This is a genomic window from Vibrio sp. YIC-376 (assembly GCF_052353105.1).
Lineage (GTDB): Bacteria > Pseudomonadota > Gammaproteobacteria > Enterobacterales > Vibrionaceae > Vibrio.
Genome location: NZ_JBBWFK010000006.1, coordinates 307310 through 328229, shown reverse-complemented (window position 1 = coordinate 328229; position 20920 = coordinate 307310). Strand labels below are relative to the sequence as shown.

At 37.6% G+C, this 20920-nt stretch carries 19 protein-coding genes; all 19 read left to right on the top strand.

Annotation, left to right across the window (positions count from 1 at the left end; all coding sequences use genetic code 11):
• Positions 1-85 precede the first annotated feature (85 nt).
• The 19 genes from cysN (at position 86) to WJM94_RS13840 (ending at position 20912) form a co-directional block, all read left to right on the top strand.
• A complete protein-coding gene (gene cysN, locus WJM94_RS13930) occupies positions 86-1495 on the top strand; it encodes a sulfate adenylyltransferase subunit CysN (protein ID WP_444494791.1) in 1410 nt (469 codons plus the stop codon).
• A 9-nt stretch (positions 1496-1504) separates the two neighbouring features.
• Entirely contained in the window at positions 1505-2755 is a 1251-nt protein-coding gene (locus tag WJM94_RS13925) for a lipopolysaccharide biosynthesis protein (protein WP_444494790.1), read from the top strand.
• Between the two features lie 32 nt (positions 2756-2787).
• Positions 2788-3360 (top strand): CatB-related O-acetyltransferase, encoded by a 573-nt coding sequence (locus tag WJM94_RS13920; RefSeq protein WP_444494789.1) that lies wholly within the window; start codon positions 2788-2790, stop codon positions 3358-3360.
• A gap of 1 nt (position 3361) precedes the next feature.
• Positions 3362-4414: a hypothetical protein gene (locus WJM94_RS13915; RefSeq protein WP_444494788.1), complete on the top strand. Its 1053-nt coding sequence runs from the start codon at positions 3362-3364 to the stop codon at positions 4412-4414.
• 197 nt (positions 4415-4611) lie between these two features.
• Positions 4612-5811: a hypothetical protein gene (locus WJM94_RS13910; RefSeq protein WP_444494787.1), complete on the top strand. Its 1200-nt coding sequence runs from the start codon at positions 4612-4614 to the stop codon at positions 5809-5811.
• Positions 5799-6728: a glycosyltransferase gene (locus WJM94_RS13905; protein WP_444494786.1), complete on the top strand. Its 930-nt coding sequence runs from the start codon at positions 5799-5801 to the stop codon at positions 6726-6728. The genes WJM94_RS13910 and WJM94_RS13905 overlap by 13 nt, the downstream gene beginning before the upstream one ends.
• The gene (locus WJM94_RS13900; RefSeq protein ID WP_444494785.1) at positions 6725-7633 is read left to right on the top strand and encodes a glycosyltransferase family 2 protein; all 909 of its coding nucleotides are present in this window, start codon (positions 6725-6727) and stop codon (positions 7631-7633) included. The genes WJM94_RS13905 and WJM94_RS13900 overlap by 4 nt, the downstream gene beginning before the upstream one ends.
• Positions 7630-8790 (top strand): polysaccharide pyruvyl transferase family protein, encoded by a 1161-nt coding sequence (locus WJM94_RS13895; protein WP_444494784.1) that lies wholly within the window; start codon positions 7630-7632, stop codon positions 8788-8790. Before WJM94_RS13900 ends, WJM94_RS13895 begins: the two co-directional genes overlap by 4 nt.
• On the top strand, positions 8765-9823 hold the full coding sequence (locus tag WJM94_RS13890; protein ID WP_444494783.1) for a glycosyltransferase family 4 protein: 1059 nt from the start codon (positions 8765-8767) through the stop codon (positions 9821-9823). Before WJM94_RS13895 ends, WJM94_RS13890 begins: the two co-directional genes overlap by 26 nt.
• Positions 9823-10929 carry a GDP-mannose 4,6-dehydratase gene (gene gmd, locus WJM94_RS13885; RefSeq protein WP_444494782.1) on the top strand — a complete coding sequence of 369 codons (1107 nt, stop codon included), beginning with the start codon at positions 9823-9825 and terminating at the stop codon, positions 10927-10929. Before WJM94_RS13890 ends, gmd begins: the two co-directional genes overlap by 1 nt.
• Before the next feature lie 11 nt (positions 10930-10940).
• Complete coding sequence (gene fcl / locus WJM94_RS13880; protein WP_444494824.1) at positions 10941-11906, top strand: GDP-L-fucose synthase; 966 nt, start codon at positions 10941-10943, stop codon at positions 11904-11906.
• An 11-nt stretch (positions 11907-11917) separates the two neighbouring features.
• Entirely contained in the window at positions 11918-12385 is a 468-nt protein-coding gene (locus WJM94_RS13875) for a GDP-mannose mannosyl hydrolase (RefSeq protein ID WP_444494781.1), read from the top strand.
• Between the two features lie 14 nt (positions 12386-12399).
• A complete protein-coding gene (locus WJM94_RS13870; protein ID WP_444494780.1) occupies positions 12400-13806 on the top strand; it encodes a mannose-1-phosphate guanylyltransferase/mannose-6-phosphate isomerase in 1407 nt (468 codons plus the stop codon).
• Positions 13807-13816: 10 nt separating this feature from the next.
• A complete protein-coding gene (locus WJM94_RS13865; protein ID WP_444494779.1) occupies positions 13817-15250 on the top strand; it encodes a phosphomannomutase in 1434 nt (477 codons plus the stop codon).
• A 71-nt stretch (positions 15251-15321) separates the two neighbouring features.
• Positions 15322-16506 (top strand): mannose-6-phosphate isomerase, class I, encoded by a 1185-nt coding sequence (manA, locus tag WJM94_RS13860; protein WP_444494778.1) that lies wholly within the window; start codon positions 15322-15324, stop codon positions 16504-16506.
• Entirely contained in the window at positions 16507-17262 is a 756-nt protein-coding gene (locus tag WJM94_RS13855; protein WP_444494777.1) for a glycosyltransferase family 2 protein, read from the top strand.
• A complete protein-coding gene (locus WJM94_RS13850; RefSeq protein WP_444494776.1) occupies positions 17259-18218 on the top strand; it encodes a UDP-glucose 4-epimerase family protein in 960 nt (319 codons plus the stop codon). Before WJM94_RS13855 ends, WJM94_RS13850 begins: the two co-directional genes overlap by 4 nt.
• A complete protein-coding gene (locus WJM94_RS13845) occupies positions 18215-18763 on the top strand; it encodes a sugar transferase (protein WP_444494775.1) in 549 nt (182 codons plus the stop codon). The genes WJM94_RS13850 and WJM94_RS13845 overlap by 4 nt, the downstream gene beginning before the upstream one ends.
• A 199-nt stretch (positions 18764-18962) precedes the next feature.
• On the top strand, positions 18963-20912 hold the full coding sequence (locus WJM94_RS13840) for a polysaccharide biosynthesis protein (protein ID WP_444494774.1): 1950 nt from the start codon (positions 18963-18965) through the stop codon (positions 20910-20912).
• Positions 20913-20920: the final 8 nt, after the last annotated feature.

Here is a 20920-nt window from a genome sequence, read left to right as displayed (position 1 = left end):
ATATGGCTTTATAAAATATTTTAGATATAACAACAAAATGAAAGAAAGGGAGTATGAATACTCCCTTTAAGCAAAGGATACAAAAATGTCTCACTCTTCAGACTTAATTGCCACAGATATCGAAGCCTACCTAAAAGTTCATGAAAACAAAGATCTGCTTCGCTTTTTGACCTGCGGTAACGTTGATGATGGTAAATCTACCCTGATTGGTCGCTTGCTTTTTGATAGTAAGCTTATCTATGAAGATCAGATGGCAGCGATTGAAAAAGATTCCCAAAAGTTCAATACAACCGACGAAGCATTTGACCTGGCACTTCTCGTTGACGGGCTTCAGTCTGAGCGTGAGCAGGGCATCACTATTGACGTAGCCTACCGTTATTTCTCTACAGATAAGCGTAAGTTCATTATTGCGGACACTCCAGGGCACGAACAGTACACTCGTAACATGGTTACAGGTGCTTCTACGTGTGATCTTGCGATTGTAATGGTTGACGCTCGCCACGGTATTCAAACACAAACTAAGCGTCATAGTTACATCTGTAGCTTGTTAGGTATTAAGCACATTATTGTTGCTATAAACAAGATGGATTTGATGGAGTATAGCCAAGAGGTTTACCAAAAAATCAAAGCAGATTACCGTGAGATGGCAAAGAACTTCAACATTGACGATATTCGCTTCGTACCAATCTCTGCGCTTAAAGGCGATAACGTAGTAACGCCAAGTGAAAACATGGATTGGTATCCAGGTGCGACATTGATGAAGTTACTGGAAACAGTAAAGGTTGACCAAGACAAAGATCTTGAGCACATGCGTTTCCCTGTTCAATATGTAAATCGCCCTAACCTCGACTTTAGGGGATTCTGTGGCACTCTTGCATCGGGTATTGTTCAAGTCGGTGACGAAGTGACAGCTCTGCCTTCAGGTAAAACATCCCGTATTAAATCGATCTTCACTCATGACGGCGAGTTAGAGACCTCTTATCCTGGCCAGGCAATTACCATTACTCTTGAAGATGAAATTGATGTATCTCGTGGAGATATGCTGGTTCATGTTGGCCACGAGCCAATTGTCACTAATAAAGTTGCAGCGCATGTAGTATGGATGGGTGAAAACCCGATGCGTACCCACAAAGAGTACATTTTCAAGTTCGCAACTAAATCATGTACAGGTAAAGTCACTGAGATTGAGCACAAGATTGATGTGAATACACTACAGCAGCATGCTGAAAATAGTGAAACACTTGATCTAAATGAGATTGCCTTATCTAGTATTTTATTGACGGATAAAATTGCCGTTGATAGCTACAAGACCCTCCCTCAAACTGGTGCATTTATTATTATTGACCGCCATACGAATGTTACTGTAGGTGCGGGAATGGTTAATAAAATTGCAGAACGTTCAAAAGAAACTAGTCGAGTTTATTCTCAAGCAGAAAAAGAACTCAATGCTTATATTCGTAAGCATTACCCTGAATGGAATTGTAAAGTGGTTTGAAATTGATATATGAGAATTAACTTACCAACGCTTTCTGGAGCATCGCTACAGTTCCTTAAATTGCTAGGCTCGAGTGGATTTGTAGGAATTATAGGCTTGATGCTTATTCCTGTCATATCAAGACTCTATTCCCCAGAAGAGTTAGGGCAGTTTCAACTTATATTAAGTTTGGTGATTATATTTTCTAGTATATCATCATTAAAATATGAAATGGCAATAGCTTTACCTTTAAAAAGATATAGAAAAAATATTTTATCTCTAGTTTCGTTTATGGCTATTGGTATATATTTTATAATGTTAATTGTATTTATATCTCCGATTTTTAGATATTTAGACGATTTTTATGATGTGAAATATATTTATGATAATAGGTATTTTGTTCTTTCGATTGTATTGGTTATGGGAATAGTACAATCTCTAAATATGAACCTAATAACAAACGGACACTTTGATGTAATAATAAAAAATAAGTTTATCCTTACTCTGATTTCAAATGGTATAAATATAGTTGGTGGCATCTACAATCCAACATATTATATCCTAATTATTTCTCATTTAATATCATATGTTGTTGTATTAGCAAATAGTACCGTGAGGGTAAAAATAAGAAATATATTTACAAGGAGAAACTTAAATCTAAGCTATTATTATGCGCGATTATATAAAAAGTTCCCGACGATAAATACAATACAAGTTGTAATTAACACTTTTTCTATACATATGCCAGTCTTTGTCCTAACAAAGCATTATGGTGCAGAAGTAGTAGGCATTTATATGTTGGCCAACAGAATATTAGAAATGCCCTATTCCTTGATTATTAATTCAATGACTCAAGTGTATATAAAATACTCATCTGAATCATTATCTGAAGATAAGAACAAATTAAAGTCTTATTATAAAAGTACAGTTGGCAAGCTTACTGCTATAGCATTAATGCTGTTGTGCGCTATAGTTTTATTTTATGCTTTTTTTGTTGATTTGATTTTTAATGAAAATTGGTACGGAATTGGACAATATATGTTGTTAATCTGTATATCTAAAACATTTCAGTTATTAAACGCACCAGTTGCCTCTACATTAAATCTCATAAACAAGCAAGAGATGGGTTTGATCATTGTTCTATTTTTTGTTTTGTTAAGATTTGTGAGTATTAATCTTGGAGAAAATCCATTTGACTCATTACTATATTATTGTTTGAGTACAGCAATATTTTACATTGTATACAACTTATCCATCTATAGAGAGTTAAATAAAATATGAAAAACTTTATGATAAGGTTATATCATAAATTAATGATGAAAATTCATTTCTATCGTAACGATATAGTAATATCACCTGGTAGCTTTATTAATCCATCATGCAATATTGGAGAGGGTACAAGAATAAATGCCATTTCATATATAGACTCTTGTGATATTGGACGTTACTGTGCCATTGCAGGTCGGTTAAGCATTAGAGTATCTAATCATTTTACTAATTATATAAATATGCAAGGTCACTTTCAGTACGATATTCTATCATCAAAGGTAAAGGTTACAGGCCATATAAAAAAAAGAGTTAGAATCGGTGATGGAGTTTGGATTGGTGATGGGGTGACCATTCTACCTAATGTACAAATAGGTGATGGAGCTGTAATAGGTGCCGGTAGCGTTGTTACAAAATCAATACCTGCTTATGCAATTGCTGTTGGAAACCCAGCAAGGGTAATAAAGTATAGATTTAATGAGGATATAATAGATGTTCTATTAAAGTATAAACCTCTTAAAAAAAATAAAAAAGATTTAAAAAGAATGAAAGAAATATTTGAGCTTGACATGAGAAAAGTCAATAAAGAAGAGTTAATAAAAAGGTTTGAAGAGCTATAGTATGAGAAAGCTAATTTTGCATATTGGTACACACAAGACAGGAAGCACATCTATACAAAACTACCTCTTCCACAACCAAAAGGAGCTAAAACAAAGCGGTTGGAGATTATTTGACGAAAATAGGTTAGAGCCTAGCGCATCTATAGGTAGTTGTAACTCTTGGATCAAATTCAACGGAAGCAAAGAAAGCTTTGATGCCAAAATAGATGATCTTTTTTTTAAAAAAATAGCGAATACAACTGGGAACGTAATAGCTTCCAGTGAGGAGATGTTTTGGATTTTTGATGAAAAAGAGATATCTAGGCTAAAGAATAAATTAAATTCAATATTTGATGAAGTCACAATAGTTGTATACTTTAGACGACAGGATAAATTTCTGTTGTCTCATTACCAACAAGGTTTTAGAACATATAAATCAACAGCAGCTAGGTTTTATGGAAGGACATTATCACCACTACCAAAGTTAGATGACTACATGGATAAATATCTAAATTATAACGATGCCTTTGAACGATGGTCGAAAATATTTGGGAAAGACAATATAAAAGCAAAGTGGTTCGAAAAGGAGACTCTTGATGGTGGGGATGTAGTTTCTGATTTCTTATCTAATTTGTCAATAAAGCCTTCTAAAACATACCCTCAAATAAATGAGTCGCTTTCTAAGCTAGATATTATCTTAAAGCACTTTTCTCTAGCTGAACCTATTGATATTTTATTTAATAGTCAGGGGACTTTTAGTGAAAAGAGAAAGTTTCTGCCAACAAAGTCAGAAATGAACGGGGTTTTGGTTCGTTATCATTCTAGTAATGTCGATTTATGTAATAAATTAGCTGTCAAATTGCCTTATAATATAGAGAGGGAATCGTTTGAAGCTTACTTGGATAACCCCGATACAATTACAAATGAAGAATATGAAAAGGTTATCATGTTCCTAATTAACTTTATAACCGATAACTTAGTTTTTAAAGTATATATATGTTTTATAAAGTTAAAGCGACGTCTTTTAGAAATCATTTCAAATTTTAAATGTAAGTTTAAAAGGTTAATGCTTTGAATCTATTTTCGATGAAGATAAAAAACTATATATTCTTCAAAGTAATACTCACCGCCCTAACTGTAGTCTTTCTATCATTTGTGCATCCATACTTAGGTGTAGTTGTACTTTTTTTGATTACTATATTCCATATCAACGACTTTAGATTTGTTGCATACTTATCCATACTGTGTTCTGGGTTTCATGGAATTCTTCAGTTGAAAGGGTTATCACCAATAGCTGGCTCTGTTGATGTGTTGTTTACGTTAATACTATTTCTTCAACTGGCTATTTATTTTGTAGTTAATAGAGATATAAATATTGTAGTATCAAATAAATTGTATTTGATATTTTCTTTATTGATATTCATGACAGCTAGTGTTTTGTTATCTAAATATAATAATGACTTTATATTTTTGATATTGTATTTGAAAGACTTCTTTGTGCCATTAACTGCCTTTTTTTATTTCTATATATGTATTAGAAATAAAATGATCAATCCGAATGATGCAATTAGATTTCTATATTATGGTTTGCTGATCGTATCTTCAATGTCATTGATTCATTATCTATTTAATATATCTGACGTGTTTGAGAGATATGTACCGAGGCGGGGTTTTAGTGGTGATGAGTTTGCTTCTATAAGAGTTGTTATGGGTATACCAATTCCTAGAATGAATTCCCTTTTTGTATTGTCTACACAAGGTGCTTCCTCTTGTCTTTATGCAGTTGGTATGTATTTATCTATATTTGAATATAAGCATTTGAATATTAATAAAGCGATAGCTTATGTTTTTGGAATTATATTCACTCTTTGTGGTGTTTTCTCTGTTTCTTTTTCATTCATACTTACGTTATCTATTATATTTTTGATAAGAGTAATGTCTTCGAGAAGTGTATATTTAAGGTTAAGCTCTTTGATATTCGGAGGTGTCGTTTTGTTTTTACTATCCTCCGCTACAATTAATGATGGAAATAGATCTGTTGGTTTAATACCTTATGCTCTGGATAGTTTTATTGGTCCGGCTGTCGGCGTTATAGACGCAATGAGTTTTGGTGACTTCATTTTTGGTTTTGGCATAATACCTAAATTGTACTACAACGAATATATGCCTATCGATACGAAACACTTTCTAAGTGATGTTGTCTACGACAATTGGCTTATAGGAGCATTCTTACAGGCAGGGTTTATTTATTCAATCTTATCTCTATTATTACTTATTTTTGTTGTTCACCGACATTTAAATTTAAAAAACAATCATGTAATTACTTTGGCCTGCACTATTTTTTTATCTTTTTTGGGATTTTCTCATGGTTTTTTTCTATTAGATCGCTTGTTTATATTTAAGGCGGCTTTAGTTCTAGCAATTATTTTTAATGAAAATTCATCTCTTGGAGAGAAGCTATGGAGAAGTTGAACGGTGCGATTTGTATTGTCGCATATAATAGGGAAGGAGCACTACTTCGTATCCTAGATAATATATTATTAAGTGATGTCTGTGATTACAAAATATATGTTTCTATTGATTACAGTGAAGAGCAAGACAAAATTATAAATAAACTTCAAACAAAGGATTACTTTAATAGAATAGAATTAATAAAGCGAGACATCAACTTAGGCCTAAAAGAACACGTATTAGCTTGTGGTGACTTGGTTAACTCTCATGATTTTATCGTTATATTAGAGGACGACTTAATCGTTTCTAAATACTTAAAAAATTATATAAATACTTGCCTTTCTTCTAGTTTGGAAAATATAGCCACAATCTCCTTATACTCCTATCATAGAAGTGAGGGGGATTTGTGTAGTTTCATACCTTTATCATCTGGTTCGGATAACTATTTTATGCAGTTCCCAAGTTCGTGGGGACAAATTTACACAAAATCAATGTGGAACAATTTTAGAAATTGGCTGAAAGTTAATGATTGTGATATGTTTCATGATGATCTTCTTCCTTCATATATTTGTCTCTGGCCCAAATCTTCGTGGAAAAAACACTTTCTAAGATATATGGTGCATACTAATAAGTACTCTATATACCCATACTTTTCATTAACTACTAATCCAGGTGAAGATGGTACACATCACAAAGCGGTAGGAGCCACATGGCAATCCAACTTGTTAATAGAAGACAAAAATTGGGAAATAAAGGATTTTGATTCCTGTAAAGTTATTTATAATAGCCATTTTTGTATTGGAGATAAATCTAAAAATTATGCTCGGTCTCGTGTCCGTGATAGACGAGCTAATGACTCGGCTTTTATACACTTGGATTACCTTTTTTTATTTTTAAAGTCCGTGGCTAATTACTTTATAGGAAAGATTTATAGATGAAGTACTCAATAATTATACCATCATATATAAGGCCTATTGAACTTAGGGAATGTATTAACAACCTAATAGATATATTAAATGAAAACTTAAAGTTAGTAATTGTTCTTGATGGAAGTCCAAAGTCGATATTTGATATGGTTAGAGCATTTAAATCAAAACATATCCATATTCTAGAAGGCGATGGCAATTTGTTTTGGGGAGGAGCAATCAACGCGGGCATGGAGTTTGCTTTTGATAATTTGGCATCAGAACGCGTTATTTGGCTTAATGATGATACAGTATTCACATCAGAAGATGTCCAGAAGTTTATCTCTGAACCATACGATTCAAACACAATAGTAGGAGCTCGGCTTATAGGACGAAATGTTAATAGGAATATATATAAAGTCGAGGAAGGTAAAGGTCTCGTTCATGTAGATTATTTAAATGGGAATTTTACATCTATACCGGTTTCTGCTTTCAAATTTTTTGGTAATATTGACAGCAATAAATTCCCTCATTTTGCAGATGCTCCTTACTTAGAGAAAATTGCTAAGAATAAAAATTATAGTTTACTAGTAAATAGTAGTGTAACTGTTGATATTCATTACGACGTACTTCGTCATCTTTCAATGTACGAACAGTTCATTCTTAGAAAAGATAGGTTTAATTTTTTTTATTGGTCTTTGTTTGATATACGTTCGAAATGGTACCTCCCTTATCGCAAGAATTATTATTTAAATAAGTTTGGAACTTTTGGATATTTTATTATGGTTCTTGGTTTTTTAAGAGATTGGACACAGGTTATTTGTGTAACCCCTTTTGTTTCTTTTATCAAAAATAAAGCTAAGAAAAGTGTTCTTAATAAACTAAAAACTAGCCTAACTGATAAAGAGTACCATAGCCTTTTGGAAGAGTTAAAATGAAGATAGTTGTTTCTAATGTTTTTGGCCCCCTAAACCTAGGAGACTTTGAGCTTTTCAAGAGGCTTGTTGACATAGTCGAACGTGAATCAGTGGAAATTTCGGCTATTGCAAGGGAGCCGAAATTATCTAATGATTTTTTTCCTAATATTGAGTTTTATGAGCAAATAGGCAAGTCTGAAAAACTTTATTTAAGACTTTTATACTTACTATCCTCACTAATGTATGCATACATTCCTAGCCTTTCTAAACTAATATTGCCTAAGTCCCAATACAATGCTTTGGTATCACTTAAAAATAGTGATGTTGTTATTGCATGCCCAGGAGGATTTTTAGAAGACTCATCTTTCTCCTTTTATGCGCATATTGTTCAACTATATGTCGCTACTCAACTATCAAAAAAGGTGATTCTTGCACCTATGTCTATTGGGCCCGCAAGGTCTAAATTAAATAGAACTCTGATTAAATCGGTGTTAAGGAAAGCTAATAAAATATATGTGCGTGAATTGGTAAGTGCAAATTTATGTAAGGACTTAAATATAGATTATATACTGAGTAATGATCTCGCTTTTGACATACAGCACAAGTATTCAAAGGAAAGGAGTAATAGAGCATTATTTACTATCATTAATTGGAATTTTCCAACTAGTCCAAATGCTGAGCAACAACTTGATAATTACCTCAACTCTCTAGTTACTTCCGCAATACATTTACACAATAATTATGGCTTGGAAATTGGTGTGATTCAGCAGGTAGCTAGTGATAGACCTGCAATAGATAGGTTCGTTGAACTTCTTAGTAGACACAATATTACGGTTATTGTTGAGGGTGATGGTTATACTCCAGAACAGATTATGAACCTAATTTCTTCGGTAAAAGTTGTCGTTGCTTCTCGCTTCCATAGTGCTATTTTTTCATTAAATGTAAAAACTCCTGTTGTTCCCATAAGTTATCTTCCTAAGACTTCTGGAATGCTAGATTTATATGATTGTAGTGACTTATATTTAGATATTGTCGATTTAGATTCTAAATTGTTAATTAGTAAGCTTGATAAACTTTTGAATGACCCCGAGTTCTATGCCAATCTATTAAATAAATTAAAGTTTGGCCTTAATAACTATAAGAGATTCGAAGATGATAGTTTTAACGGTTGGTCCTAGAAAAGATCCTGTTACAGGGCAATCGAAATGTTTCAATTATTTTGTTGAAAATACAAAGCATGAAACAATTAATATCTTTAGCACGGGAGTTGGAAAGTTTTATTTTATAAAATATATCTTGTTAGTTTTTTATCATCGTTTATTTTCTAACTATGATGCTATATACTTTACTTCTTCTCGTAGCAAATTGGGCTTTTTGAGAGATCTAATTCTTGTTTTGATAAACAATAGTGACGATAAGCTAATTGTTAATCACCTTCACGGTGCTGATTTTAAGCTATTCTACGAATCGGCTAGTGCTTTTTATAAAGTAATTATTGATTTCGTGTACAAAAAAATTGATATTTCTATAGTTCTTTGTAATGGCATGAAGTCACAATATTCTAATTATAAAAATATGAAGTTGGAAGTTGTTTCGAACTTTTATGATCAACAAGAAGTAGGTAGTTTTCGTGAGTACAATAAACAAAAACCTTTAGAAATCCTATTTCTTTCAAACCTTATAAATTCAAAGGGCTATAAGGAACTAGTTAATGCCGTAAAAATGGTGAACCGGATAGAAAAGGATAGTTGCATATTACATTTAGCCGGGGCCACTTTTGATGAAGATTCCCGAAAGTTTATTTTTGAAATAGAGTCTAACAAACATGTTATGTATCATGGTGTTATTTCTGGAAAAGATAAATCTGATTTATTAAGTCGTGCTCATGTTTTAGCTCTTCCTACTTATTATCCGACTGAGGCTCAGCCGCTTTGTTTAATCGAAGGTATGGCATCTGGTTGTTATATCGTCACAACTGACCACAATTATATTCCAGAGTTTGTTAGTGAATTAAATGGTACAGTGTTGAATATTCATCACGCTCCGATTGATGATAGTTTTAATAGTAGTTTAACTCAAGTGCTTTTATCTCTCATAAAGGGAGAGGATAATTTTCTTGAAAAAATGAATTACAATATCACTTATTCTAAATCTGAGTTTTCTAGCATAGTTTACATTAATAAAATTGATATGATTCTTGAGGGGAAATAATGAAAAAGGCATTAATCACAGGTATTACAGGTCAAGATGGTTCTTACCTAGCTGAATTTCTTTTGGAAAAAGGTTATGAAGTTCACGGATTGATACGCCGTGCATCTTCTTTCAATACAGAGCGTATAGATGCAGCGATAGCAAATTCAAATAATATTAAACTGCATTATGGTGACCTAACTGACTCATCTAACCTAATTCGTCTGGTTAAAGAAATTCAACCTGACGAAATTTACAACTTAGGTGCGATGTCTCATGTAGCAGTCTCATTCGAATCTCCAGAGTATGCTGCCGACGTCGATGCTATGGGTACAATCCGTTTATTAGAAGCGATACGTATCAACGGACTAGAGAAGAAGACTCGCTTCTACCAAGCATCAACTTCTGAACTTTACGGTGAAGTTCAGGAAATACCTCAACGCGAAACTACTCCTTTCCACCCTCGCTCTCCATATGCGGTTGCTAAGATGTATGCTTACTGGATCACAGTAAACTACCGTGAGTCATATGGTATGTATGCGTGTAATGGTATTTTGTTTAACCATGAATCTCCACGTCGCGGTGAAACATTTGTAACTCGTAAAATTACTCGCAGTATCGCCAATATTTCTCAAGGATTAGAGTCTTGTTTATATTTAGGTAACATGGATGCACTTCGTGATTGGGGACACGCTAAAGACTACGTTCGTATGCAGTGGATGATGCTTCAGCAAGATGTGGCTGATGATTTTGTTATTGCTACGGGCAAACAAATCTCAGTGCGAGAGTTCGTACGCATGTCGGCAAAAGAAGCGGGTATAGAGTTAGAGTTTTCAGGAGAAGGCGTGGATGAAATTGCAACTGTAACTGCTGTTGATAGTGAAAAAGCACCATCTGTTAAAGTTGGTGATGTGATTGTTCGTGTTAGTCCTAAGTTCTTCCGACCGGCTGAAGTTGAGACACTTTTAGGTGATCCAAGCAAAGCTAAAGAAAAGTTAGGTTGGGTGCCTGAGATCACTGTAGAAGAAATGTGTTCAGAAATGGTTGCTGCAGATGTGTCTAAAGCGAAACAACATGCATTGTTGAAATCTCATGGTTTTGATGTGGCGATTTCTTTAGAAAACTAAAAGTGAATTTGATTGTGAAAAAACGTATTTTTGTTGCTGGTCATCGAGGAATGGTTGGTTCGGCAATTGTTCGACAGTTATCTTTACGGAATAATGTTGAAGTTATTACACGTACACGCACAGAATTAGATCTCCTAGACCAAAATGCAGTTAATGAGTTTTTTGCAACGGAGAGTATTAATGAGGTCTACTTAGCTGCGGCTAAAGTTGGAGGCATTCATGCAAACAATACTTATCCAGCGGAGTTCATTTATGAGAACTTGATGATGGAGTGCAACATCATCCATGCAGCTCATAATAATAATGTTCAGCATCTTCTATTCCTAGGCTCATCTTGCATTTATCCTAAGTTAGCTGAACAGCCTATGACGGAAAGTTCGTTGCTTACAGGGACCTTAGAGTCCACCAATGAGCCGTACGCGATAGCGAAAATTGCAGGTATCAAGCTTTGTGAATCTTATAACCGACAGTACGGTCGTGACTATCGCAGTGTGATGCCAACAAACTTATATGGTGAAAACGATAACTTTCATCCAGAAAACTCACATGTAATTCCAGCTTTGATGCGCCGATTCCATGAAGCAAAACTAAATAACGATAAAGAAGTTATTGTGTGGGGGACTGGTAAGCCGATGCGCGAGTTTCTTTATGTGGATGATATGGCTGCAGCTTCCGTTCATGTAATGGAACTTGATAGTGAGAGTTACCAAGCTAATACCGAACCTATGCTATCTCATATTAATGTCGGTACAGGCAAGGACTGTACTATTCGCGAAATGGCAGAAACGATGGCAAAGGTCGTCGGTTTTGAAGGCGCTGTGGTTTTCGATAGTACCAAACCAGATGGTACACCGCGCAAATTGATGGATGTTTCACGCCTTGCCTCGTTGGGATGGAAATATAAAGTGGAACTAGAAACGGGCCTGCGTAACACATACCAATGGTTCTTAGCGAACCAAGATCATTTCCGTAAATAATAGGTATAGTTATGACGCAACGACTGGATGAATCAACGTTTAAAACGGTCGTTGCATCTACCCCACTTGTTTCTATAGATCTCATCGTTCGTAACTCGAACGGTCAAGTATTATTAGGATTAAGAACAAACCGTCCTGCAAAAGGTTTCTGGTTTGTTCCTGGTGGACGTATTTGCAAAGACGAAACTTTTGAGCAAGCCTTTTTACGCCTAACCCAAGTTGAGTTAGGGGTATCTATACCTATCTCCAAAGCATCCCTATTAGGTCCATATCAGCACCTTTACAGGGATAATTTTTCTGGTAGTGAGTTTTCAACTCACTATGTGGTTTTAGGTTATCAAATTGAGCTAGATGTACCATTATCTGGTTTGCCCGATGAGCAACACCAGAACTATCAATGGTGGGATGTCAACGAATTACTTGCATCTAAGCTGGTTCATAGTAATACCAAGGCGTATTTTTCTGATAATTATAAATAAAGTAGGTAAGTAATATGCTTTTACCGGTAATAATGGCGGGAGGCTCAGGTAGCCGATTATGGCCCCTTTCACGTAGCTTGTATCCCAAGCAATTCATCAGTTTGGCTAGTGATAAGTCCATGTTGCAAGAGACGATAGCACGTCTTTCTGGACTAGAACATCATGCGCCTTTATTGATATGTAATCAGGAACATCGTTTTATTGTTGCTGAACAGTTGCGAAAGCAGAATATTCAGCACGGTGGAATTATACTAGAGCCAGTAGGCCGAAATACCGCACCTGCAATCGCTCTTGCTGCGTTGCATGCGGTTAGAAGTGGTGAAGACCCATTGTTATTAGTCCTTGCTGCTGATCATGTAATCCAAGATTCTTTTGCATTCTCTGATGCAGTTAGAGCCGCAATCCCATCTGCTGAGCAAGGCATGTTGGTCACTTTTGGTATTATACCTACTGCGCCAGAGACTGGTTATGGTTATATCAAGCATGGTGATGCCATCGAAGAGTCTGTTTTTCGAGTTGCCCAGTTTGTCGAAAAGCCAGATTTAAATACAGCAGAACAATATCTGTCTTCTGGTGAGTATTATTGGAATAGTGGTATGTTTTTGTTTAAAGCTTCTCGTTATTTGGAGGAGCTTAAAGAGCATCATCCTAATATCCTTGAAGCTTGCGAATCTGCTATGCAAGATTCGCGACAAGATTTGGACTTTATTCGACTAGCCGAAGAAGCATTTTTTCTTTGTCCTGATGATTCCATCGATTATGCAGTAATGGAAAAAACTCACGATGCATTGGTCGTTCCTATGAATGCAGGATGGAGTGACGTGGGCTCTTTTAGTGCATTGTGGGAAGTGTCTGCTAAAGATGATTTGGGCAACGTAGCCGTAGGGGATGTACTGACTGATCAAACAAGTAACAGCTATATCTACGCACAAAATAAACTGGTGTCTACGGTTGGTGTTGAGAATCTTGTCATTATTGAAACCAAAGATGCAGTATTAGTAGCCAATAAAGACAAAGTTCAAGATGTAAAAAATATTGTTAATCAGTTGAAAGCCCAAAATCGAAGCGAATGTGAACAGCACAGGGAGGTTTACCGCCCTTGGGGCTCACATGATGAAATTGCGGAAGGCGAACGTTTTCATGTTAAGCACTTGCGTGTAAAACCAGGTGAAAAAACGGCACTTCAGATGCATCATCACCGAGCGGAGCATTGGATTGTGGTTCAAGGCACGGCGAAAGTAACCAATGGTGAGAAAAGCTATCTAGTCAGTGAAAATCAATCCACCTATATTCCACTTGGTTCTGCCCATCGTATAGAAAACCCAGGAAAAGTCGATTTGCATTTGATTGAAGTGCGTTCAGGCAATTATTTAGAAGAAGATGATATTGTGCGCTTAGAAGAGTACGGAGTAGGGTATTAGAACAATGGTTATGTTGAATACAAAACAGGTAATTGCACAGTCTGGCGTTCAATTTGGCACTAGTGGTGCGCGTGGACTGGTTACACAGTTTACTCCTGAAGCGTGTGCAGCTTTTACGCATGCTTTTCTTGACAGCCTATCGGGTCGGTTTGAGTTTAAGCGAGTGGCTATCGCGATTGATAACCGTCCAAGTAGTCCTGAGATGGCGAAGGCTTGTATCGCTGCAATAGAATCTTGTGGTTTTGAAACGATCTACTATGGCGTGATCCCAACTCCTGCACTGGCATACTCTGCAATGCAGGATGATATCCCTTGCATTATGGTCACAGGTAGTCATATTCCTTTTGATAGAAATGGCCTGAAATTCTATCGTCCGGATGGTGAAATTACCAAAGTTGATGAGCAAGCAATTTTAAATGCTGAAGTAAGCTTTGATAGCAAAATGAATTTACTAGAGCTTCTTGTGGATCCTAAAGCAGCTCAGCAGTACGTACAACGTTACACAAGTCTATTTGACGCTAATATGCTTCAAGGCAAGCGCATAGGTATATATGAGCATTCAAGCGCAGGTCGCGATTTGTATAAAGGCTTGTTCGAAGCTTTGGGAGCAGAGGTTATTTCATTAGAAAGAACTGATGGTTTTGTACCAATTGATACTGAAGCTGTGGCTGAATCCGACAAAATTAAAGCTCGCGATTGGTCTGAAAAGTATGAGCTTGATTTTATCTTCTCGACCGATGGTGACGGTGATAGACCGTTGGTGGCTGATGAAAGTGGTGAATGGCTACGTGGCGATATTTTAGGGCTGCTTTGTGCTGAGGCGCTGCAAGTCGAGGCGTTAGCAATCCCAGTAAGTTGTAATACGGTGATTGAAACTTCTCCTGTGTTTAAAGCGGTTTCAAAAACTAAAATTGGCTCTCCTTACGTTATTGCAGAGTTTGACACTCTGTCTAAAAGATACAACACGTTTGCTGGCTTTGAAGCTAACGGTGGCTTCCTATTGGGGTCAGATATAACTTTTAATGGCAAGTGCTTGAAAGCCCTTCCTACGCGTGATGCAGTATTGCCTGCATTGATGTTGCTGGCAAAATCGAAAGGAACTACTGTTTCCGCTCTAGTGAGTGAATTACCACAGCGCTATACGGATAGTGACCGCATTCAAAATTACGCGACGGAGAAAAGTCAGTTAGTAATATCGAAAGCAAGTAAAAATCCCCAAACTTTACTGACCAAGCTTGGTTTTTTAGATACTAACGTCACAAGCATTAACACAACAGATGGTTTGAGAATTGAACTAGAGTGCGGAGATATTGTTCATCTACGCCCATCTGGTAATGCACCAGAACTTCGTTGTTATGCTGAGTCAGACTCAGTAGTAAGTGCGTCTGAAATAGTTAAACGGACTTTAGATAAGTTGCAATCTATTGAACCGATTGACTTATAAAAAGAATGCTGGAGTAAAGGTGCCTCCAGCGTTATATAACAACATTAAAGCAGTTGGTAGTCACAATAAAAATGATATTTCGATTAAGTAATCCAATTAAAAACTTTGAATGGGGTTGTAAGTACGCATTGTCAGAGTTATTTGGTATTCCAAATCCAGATATGCGCCCTCAAGCTGAACTCTGGATGGGAGCTCATTCAAATGGCAGTTCTCACATTAAGATTAGAGGCGAAGAGTTGTCGCTAGCGGATGCCATCAATAGCGATTCGGCTTATTGGTTAGGAGAACAAATGGAAAAAGGTGTAGAGCAGCTTCCGTTTTTAGTCAAAATTTTGGCAGCTAATCAACCACTGTCAATCCAAGTTCACCCGAGTAAAGTGGCAGCGGAAACTGGTTTTGAAAAAGAAAATGCTCAAGGTGTTGCTTTTGATTCTCCTGAAAGAAATTACAAAGACTCTAACCATAAGCCTGAATTGGTTTATGCAATTACTCCCTATCTAGCAATGAATGGATTTCGTCAGTTAGATGAGATCCATAAACTCTTTTCTGCCATGGAATTGCCTTCAGTAGCGTTATTGCTAGAGCCGTTTTTATCTAATCCTAGTAAGCAAACATTAGAGCGACTTTTTGCTGCGATTTTGCAACTTGATGAGTCAGAAAAACAGCAAGCTGTTAGTGAATTATTGAGTTTCGATTCCACTAAAGATCATAGTGCTGAAATTACTGAGGCTTTTCAGTTGATTACTGAGTTAGCGAAGTTATACCCAGACGATGCAGGATTATTCTCTCCTTTATTTCTTAATATCATTGAGTTACAACCTGGGGAGGCTATGTTTTTGTATGCCGAAACGCCGCATTCCTATTTAAAAGGGGTGGGAGTTGAGGTGATGGCGAACTCTGACAATGTGCTCAGAGCGGGGCTCACACCAAAATACATTGACGTACCAGAGTTGATTGCCAACACCAAGTTTGAGTCTATCAAGCCAAGCGATCTTAAAATGGAGCCAATCAAACAAGGAGAGCGTTTGATTTATCCGATACCGGTTGAAGATTTCAAATTTGATATTATCGATGACGCAATACTAGATATTACTGTGTTATCTCCTGAAATTTTGTTGTGTGTGAATGGAACTGCAGAGATAAAAACTGAGCAGAACTGTGTCACGTTGAAAGCTGGAGAGTCGGTGATGATCCCTGCAGCGACTTCAAGTTACTCGCTAAATAGTCAGGGCGTAGTTGCTCGAACCTATTGCTAAATGGCCTTAGTAAAAATGAAAGTATCCATAATTACGGTTTGTTATAACTCTGCGAAGACTATTAAAGATACGATTGAGTCAGTTAAGAATCAAACTTACTCTGATATTGAGTACATTGTTATTGATGGTTGTTCAACAGACAATACATTAGAAGTCCTTCAAGCTTACTCCGACTCAATCAATGTCTTGGTTTCAGAGAAAGATCAAGGCCTCTATGATGCAATGAACAAAGGATTAGCCCTGGCTTCGGGTGACCTAGTAGGAATCCTTAACTCAGATGATATTCTAGCCGATAGCGGCACGATTGAACGGATTGTGCGAGCAGCTGAGAGTGTGGATGGCGTTTATGGTGATGTCGGGTTTTACGATTTCACATTAACTAAAAAAACGCGCCATTATTCATCAAAGGGGTTTCATAAAGCCAAGTTCTCAAGAGGATTTATGCCAGCCCATCCGTCCTGTTACTTTAAAAGATCGTTGCTTAATCGAGTTGGCCTTTATAGCCTGGATTATAAAATAGCCGCTGATTTTGATTTTTTGGTTCGAGCTTTTGCTATCCCTAATTCTTCATTCTGTTATTTACCCGAAGAGGTTGTGAAAATGCGGGAGGGAGGGATTAGTACATCGGGCTTTTCGGCGAATATTTTGCTTAACCGAGAAATCATTCAATCGTGTCGAAATAATGGGCTACCGTGTTCTTGGCTGTCAGTACTGAGTAAGTATCCGGAGAAAATTATGGGGTTGATGTTTAAATGATTTTGATCACAGGCTCCAATGGCTTCTTAGGGAGTCGCATAGTAGAGCGAAGTCACGGTAAAGAGCTCGCCCTTCTTGATCGAGGTGCAGAGAGTAAGCATCCAAACTATCCTTTTTTTCAATCGGAAATAAATGGTCTTGATGATTACTCGCTAGCGCTTGCCGGATGTAGTGCAGTGGTTCACTGTGCCGCACGTGTCCATGTAATGGATGATAAAGTAGAAGACCCATTAGCACTTTATCGAGAGGTGAATACTGCTGGTACCCTTAACCTCGCGAGGCAAGCTATCAAAGCTGGTGTGAAGCGATTTATTTTTATAAGCAGCATCAAGGTTAATGGTGAAAGTAGTCAACTTAGTAAGTCTTTTACTTCAAGCGATCCTCACGCATCTCAAGATGATTATGGCTTGTCTAAATCGGAAGCAGAGCAGCAGCTACTGGAGGTCGCCAAAGGTTCGGTAATGGACGTGGTGATCATCCGTCCAACGTTAGTCTATGGACCTGGGGTGAAAGCCAATTTTGCCTCACTGATGAATTTAGTTTCAAAAGGTATACCGCTTCCGTTTGGTTGCATTACTAATAACAAGCGCAGTTTGGTTTCAGTCGATAATTTGGTTGATTTGATCATCACTTGCATTGACCATCCTAACGCGGCTAACCAAGTGTTTTTGGTGTCGGATGACAACGATGTCTCAACTTCAGCAATGGTTCGTGAAATGGCCACCGCTCTAGGTAAACCTACTATGCAATTGCCAGTGCCCGTTTGGTGTTACAAATTGGCAGGTAAACTATTCAACAAATCAGATGTTGTGGATAGGCTCACGGGTTCATTACAAGTAGATATCACTCATACAAAAGAAACACTAGATTGGAATCCTCCTCAGACCTTACAAGATGGCTTTAAGCAAACTGCTGACGCCTTTCTACAATCTCAGAAAAACAGTGGTAACTCATGATTCGTATAATCGACTTTCTAGCCGCCTTCTTTGGTCTGTTGTTTTTATGGCCTGTATTACTGGTGGTGACCATTATCGGTCTGTTTGATACTGGCTCTCCTATTTTTGTGCAAGAGCGTGTAGGGCGTAACAAAAAGCCTTTTAAGCTGATTAAGTTTCGCACCATGTCTGTTGATACAAAATCAGTAGCGAGTCATTTAGCAAGTAATGCTGCTATCACTAAGTTGGGCTCGTTCTTACGCAAAACGAAGATTGATGAGCTTCCGCAGCTTATCAATGTTTTAAAAGGGGAAATGAGCCTGGTAGGGCCAAGACCGAACCTTTTCAATCAAGAAGAGCTGATTGCGGAGCGTGATGCGTTAGGTGTGTACAATGTTTTACCAGGTATCACAGGATTAGCTCAGGTGCAAAACATTGATATGTCTACACCAACATTGCTCGCCCAAACGGATAAGCAAATGATCGATACTCTGAGCATAAGAGATTACTTTAAGTATATCTTGATGACCGCGACAGGTAGCGGGGCTGGAGATGCTGTGAAGTAGTGCTTGTTCGAAGAGGCTAGTCAACTTTATCTCAGGCTGTTTTGTTGGTTAGTTTGACGAATTTCTCATTATGTGGCATGGGTCTGATTATAATCTTCAGTTAAATCGCATTGACCTTCTTTCATAAGTCTAACTACTATACTAATAAAGGCTATGATAACGTTTCTTTAATTCTTAATAACAACAAATAATATTACTTATGCAGCGTCTACAATTTCTTTGGCAGTTATCTCGCACCAACAAACGTATTGTCAGTGTTTTGATTGATGTGGGGCTGATTTTCTTAGCGCTTCACTTATCGTTATTAGTTCGATTAGGTGATGCACAGTACTTTTCAAAACCTTCAATTTGGGGGATCTTTATTGCGCTGGCAATGGTGACAGTGGTCGTTTTTGCTCGTTTAGGTCTCTATCGGGCTGTACTTCGTTACTTGACCTTTCAAGCTCTATTTGTTGTGAGTGCAGGTGCGGTAGTATCGGCGCTACTATTGGCCGCACTCAGCTTTTATATGAGCGATCCCGTTCCGCGAACGGTTCCAATTATTTACGGTGCCTTCCTAGCGTTACTATGTGGAGGCCCGCGAGTTATTGTGCGTTCTCTGGTTGCTCAGAGCTATCCAAATCAAAGCAAAGAAGTATTGATATACGGTGCTGGGTCGGGTGGTCGCCAGCTAGCGAACGCGCTTCGTAGCACTGGTGAATACCGTGTACGAGCATTCATTGATAAAGATTCTACTTTAACTAACACTGTGATTTTGGGGCTTCCGGTCATTGCTTTAGAAGATGCAATGCCTCTTATCAATAAACATGATGTCTCTCAAGTGTTGCTAGCGGTACCAAGTGCAAGCCGCGCTCGTCGTAAGTTGATTTTAGATGACTTAGCTAAGTTACCTGTTGAGGTGCTAACCGTTCCAGATATGACAGACATTGTCTCCGGCAAAGCAAAAATCGATGAGTTGAAAGATGTTGCGATTGAAGATTTGCTAGGTAGAGATCCAGTTGCACCACAACAAGTACTACTTGAAGCCAATATCAAGAACAAAGTGGTCATGGTGACAGGTGCGGGTGGTTCAATTGGCTCTGAACTATGCCGTCAAATTGTAATGCAGAATCCGACGTCAATTGTCTTATTTGAGTTATCTGAGTTTGGCTTATACCAAATCGATAGGGAACTGAACCAGTTGAAATCAGAGCACGGTCTGGATTGTGATATTATCCCACTTCTTGGCTCTATTCAGCGCAGACACCGACTAGAAACGGCGATGAAGTCTTTCAACGTTCAGACTGTTTATCACGCAGCCGCTTATAAGCATGTTCCTCTTGTTGAATACAACGTCGTCGAAGGTGTGCGTAATAATGTTTACGGCACTTACTATACTGCACGTGCTGCGATTGAAGCAGGTGTCGAGTCATTTGTATTGATATCGACCGATAAAGCGGTTCGCCCTACTAATGTAATGGGTACCACTAAGCGTATGGCAGAGCTAGGCTTGCAGGCACTAGCGGAGCAGGAAAACAAAAAAAACAATGGTACACGATTCTGCATGGTGCGCTTTGGTAATGTATTAGGTTCTTCTGGCTCGGTCATTCCTCTGTTTAAAAAGCAAATTGCAGCGGGTGGACCTGTGACGGTCACGCACCCAGATATTACCCGATTCTTTATGACTATTCCTGAAGCTGCGCAACTAGTGATACAAGCTGGTGCAATGGGGAAAGGTGGTGATGTCTTCGTTTTAGACATGGGCGAATCGGTTAAAATCACTGATTTGGCGACCAACCTAATTCATTTATCAGGTTTGGAAGTCAAATCCGCGACTAACCCTCATGGCGATATTGAAATACTGTTCGCGGGACTGCGTCCAGGTGAGAAACTGTACGAAGAGTTGTTAATCGGGGATAACGTCAAGAAAACCGCCCATGAGCGTATTATGACCGCCCATGAAGTTCATTTACCTCTATGTGAATATGAAACGCTTCTCGATAAATTGGATATAGCATGTCATGCTGTTGATCATGAGCGTATACGAGAATTACTTTTAGAAGCTCCGACGGGGTTTAATCCAACAGATGGCATTGGTGATTTGGTTTGGAATCATAACCGAGTTTGCCGACTGACGTTAGTTGAGACTGATGATGCAGTGAATGCCTAAATTCTTGA

Coding starts and splice junctions, on each gene's coding strand:
- WJM94_RS13870 (WP_444494780.1), top strand. CDS start 12,400: ATGCTTTTACCGGTAATAATGGCGGGAGGCTCAGGTAGCCGATTATGG.
- gmd (WP_444494782.1), top strand. CDS start 9,823: ATGAAAAAGGCATTAATCACAGGTATTACAGGTCAAGATGGTTCTTAC.
- cysN (WP_444494791.1), top strand. CDS start 86: ATGTCTCACTCTTCAGACTTAATTGCCACAGATATCGAAGCCTACCTA.
- WJM94_RS13850 (WP_444494776.1), top strand. CDS start 17,259: ATGATTTTGATCACAGGCTCCAATGGCTTCTTAGGGAGTCGCATAGTA.
- WJM94_RS13900 (WP_444494785.1), top strand. CDS start 6,725: ATGAAGTACTCAATAATTATACCATCATATATAAGGCCTATTGAACTT.
- WJM94_RS13840 (WP_444494774.1), top strand. CDS start 18,963: ATGCAGCGTCTACAATTTCTTTGGCAGTTATCTCGCACCAACAAACGT.
- WJM94_RS13875 (WP_444494781.1), top strand. CDS start 11,918: ATGACGCAACGACTGGATGAATCAACGTTTAAAACGGTCGTTGCATCT.
- manA (WP_444494778.1), top strand. CDS start 15,322: ATGATATTTCGATTAAGTAATCCAATTAAAAACTTTGAATGGGGTTGT.
- WJM94_RS13905 (WP_444494786.1), top strand. CDS start 5,799: ATGGAGAAGTTGAACGGTGCGATTTGTATTGTCGCATATAATAGGGAA.
- WJM94_RS13845 (WP_444494775.1), top strand. CDS start 18,215: ATGATTCGTATAATCGACTTTCTAGCCGCCTTCTTTGGTCTGTTGTTT.
- WJM94_RS13890 (WP_444494783.1), top strand. CDS start 8,765: ATGATAGTTTTAACGGTTGGTCCTAGAAAAGATCCTGTTACAGGGCAA.
- WJM94_RS13925 (WP_444494790.1), top strand. CDS start 1,505: ATGAGAATTAACTTACCAACGCTTTCTGGAGCATCGCTACAGTTCCTT.
- WJM94_RS13895 (WP_444494784.1), top strand. CDS start 7,630: ATGAAGATAGTTGTTTCTAATGTTTTTGGCCCCCTAAACCTAGGAGAC.
- WJM94_RS13920 (WP_444494789.1), top strand. CDS start 2,788: ATGATGAAAATTCATTTCTATCGTAACGATATAGTAATATCACCTGGT.
- WJM94_RS13855 (WP_444494777.1), top strand. CDS start 16,507: ATGGCCTTAGTAAAAATGAAAGTATCCATAATTACGGTTTGTTATAAC.
- WJM94_RS13915 (WP_444494788.1), top strand. CDS start 3,362: ATGAGAAAGCTAATTTTGCATATTGGTACACACAAGACAGGAAGCACA.
- WJM94_RS13865 (WP_444494779.1), top strand. CDS start 13,817: ATGTTGAATACAAAACAGGTAATTGCACAGTCTGGCGTTCAATTTGGC.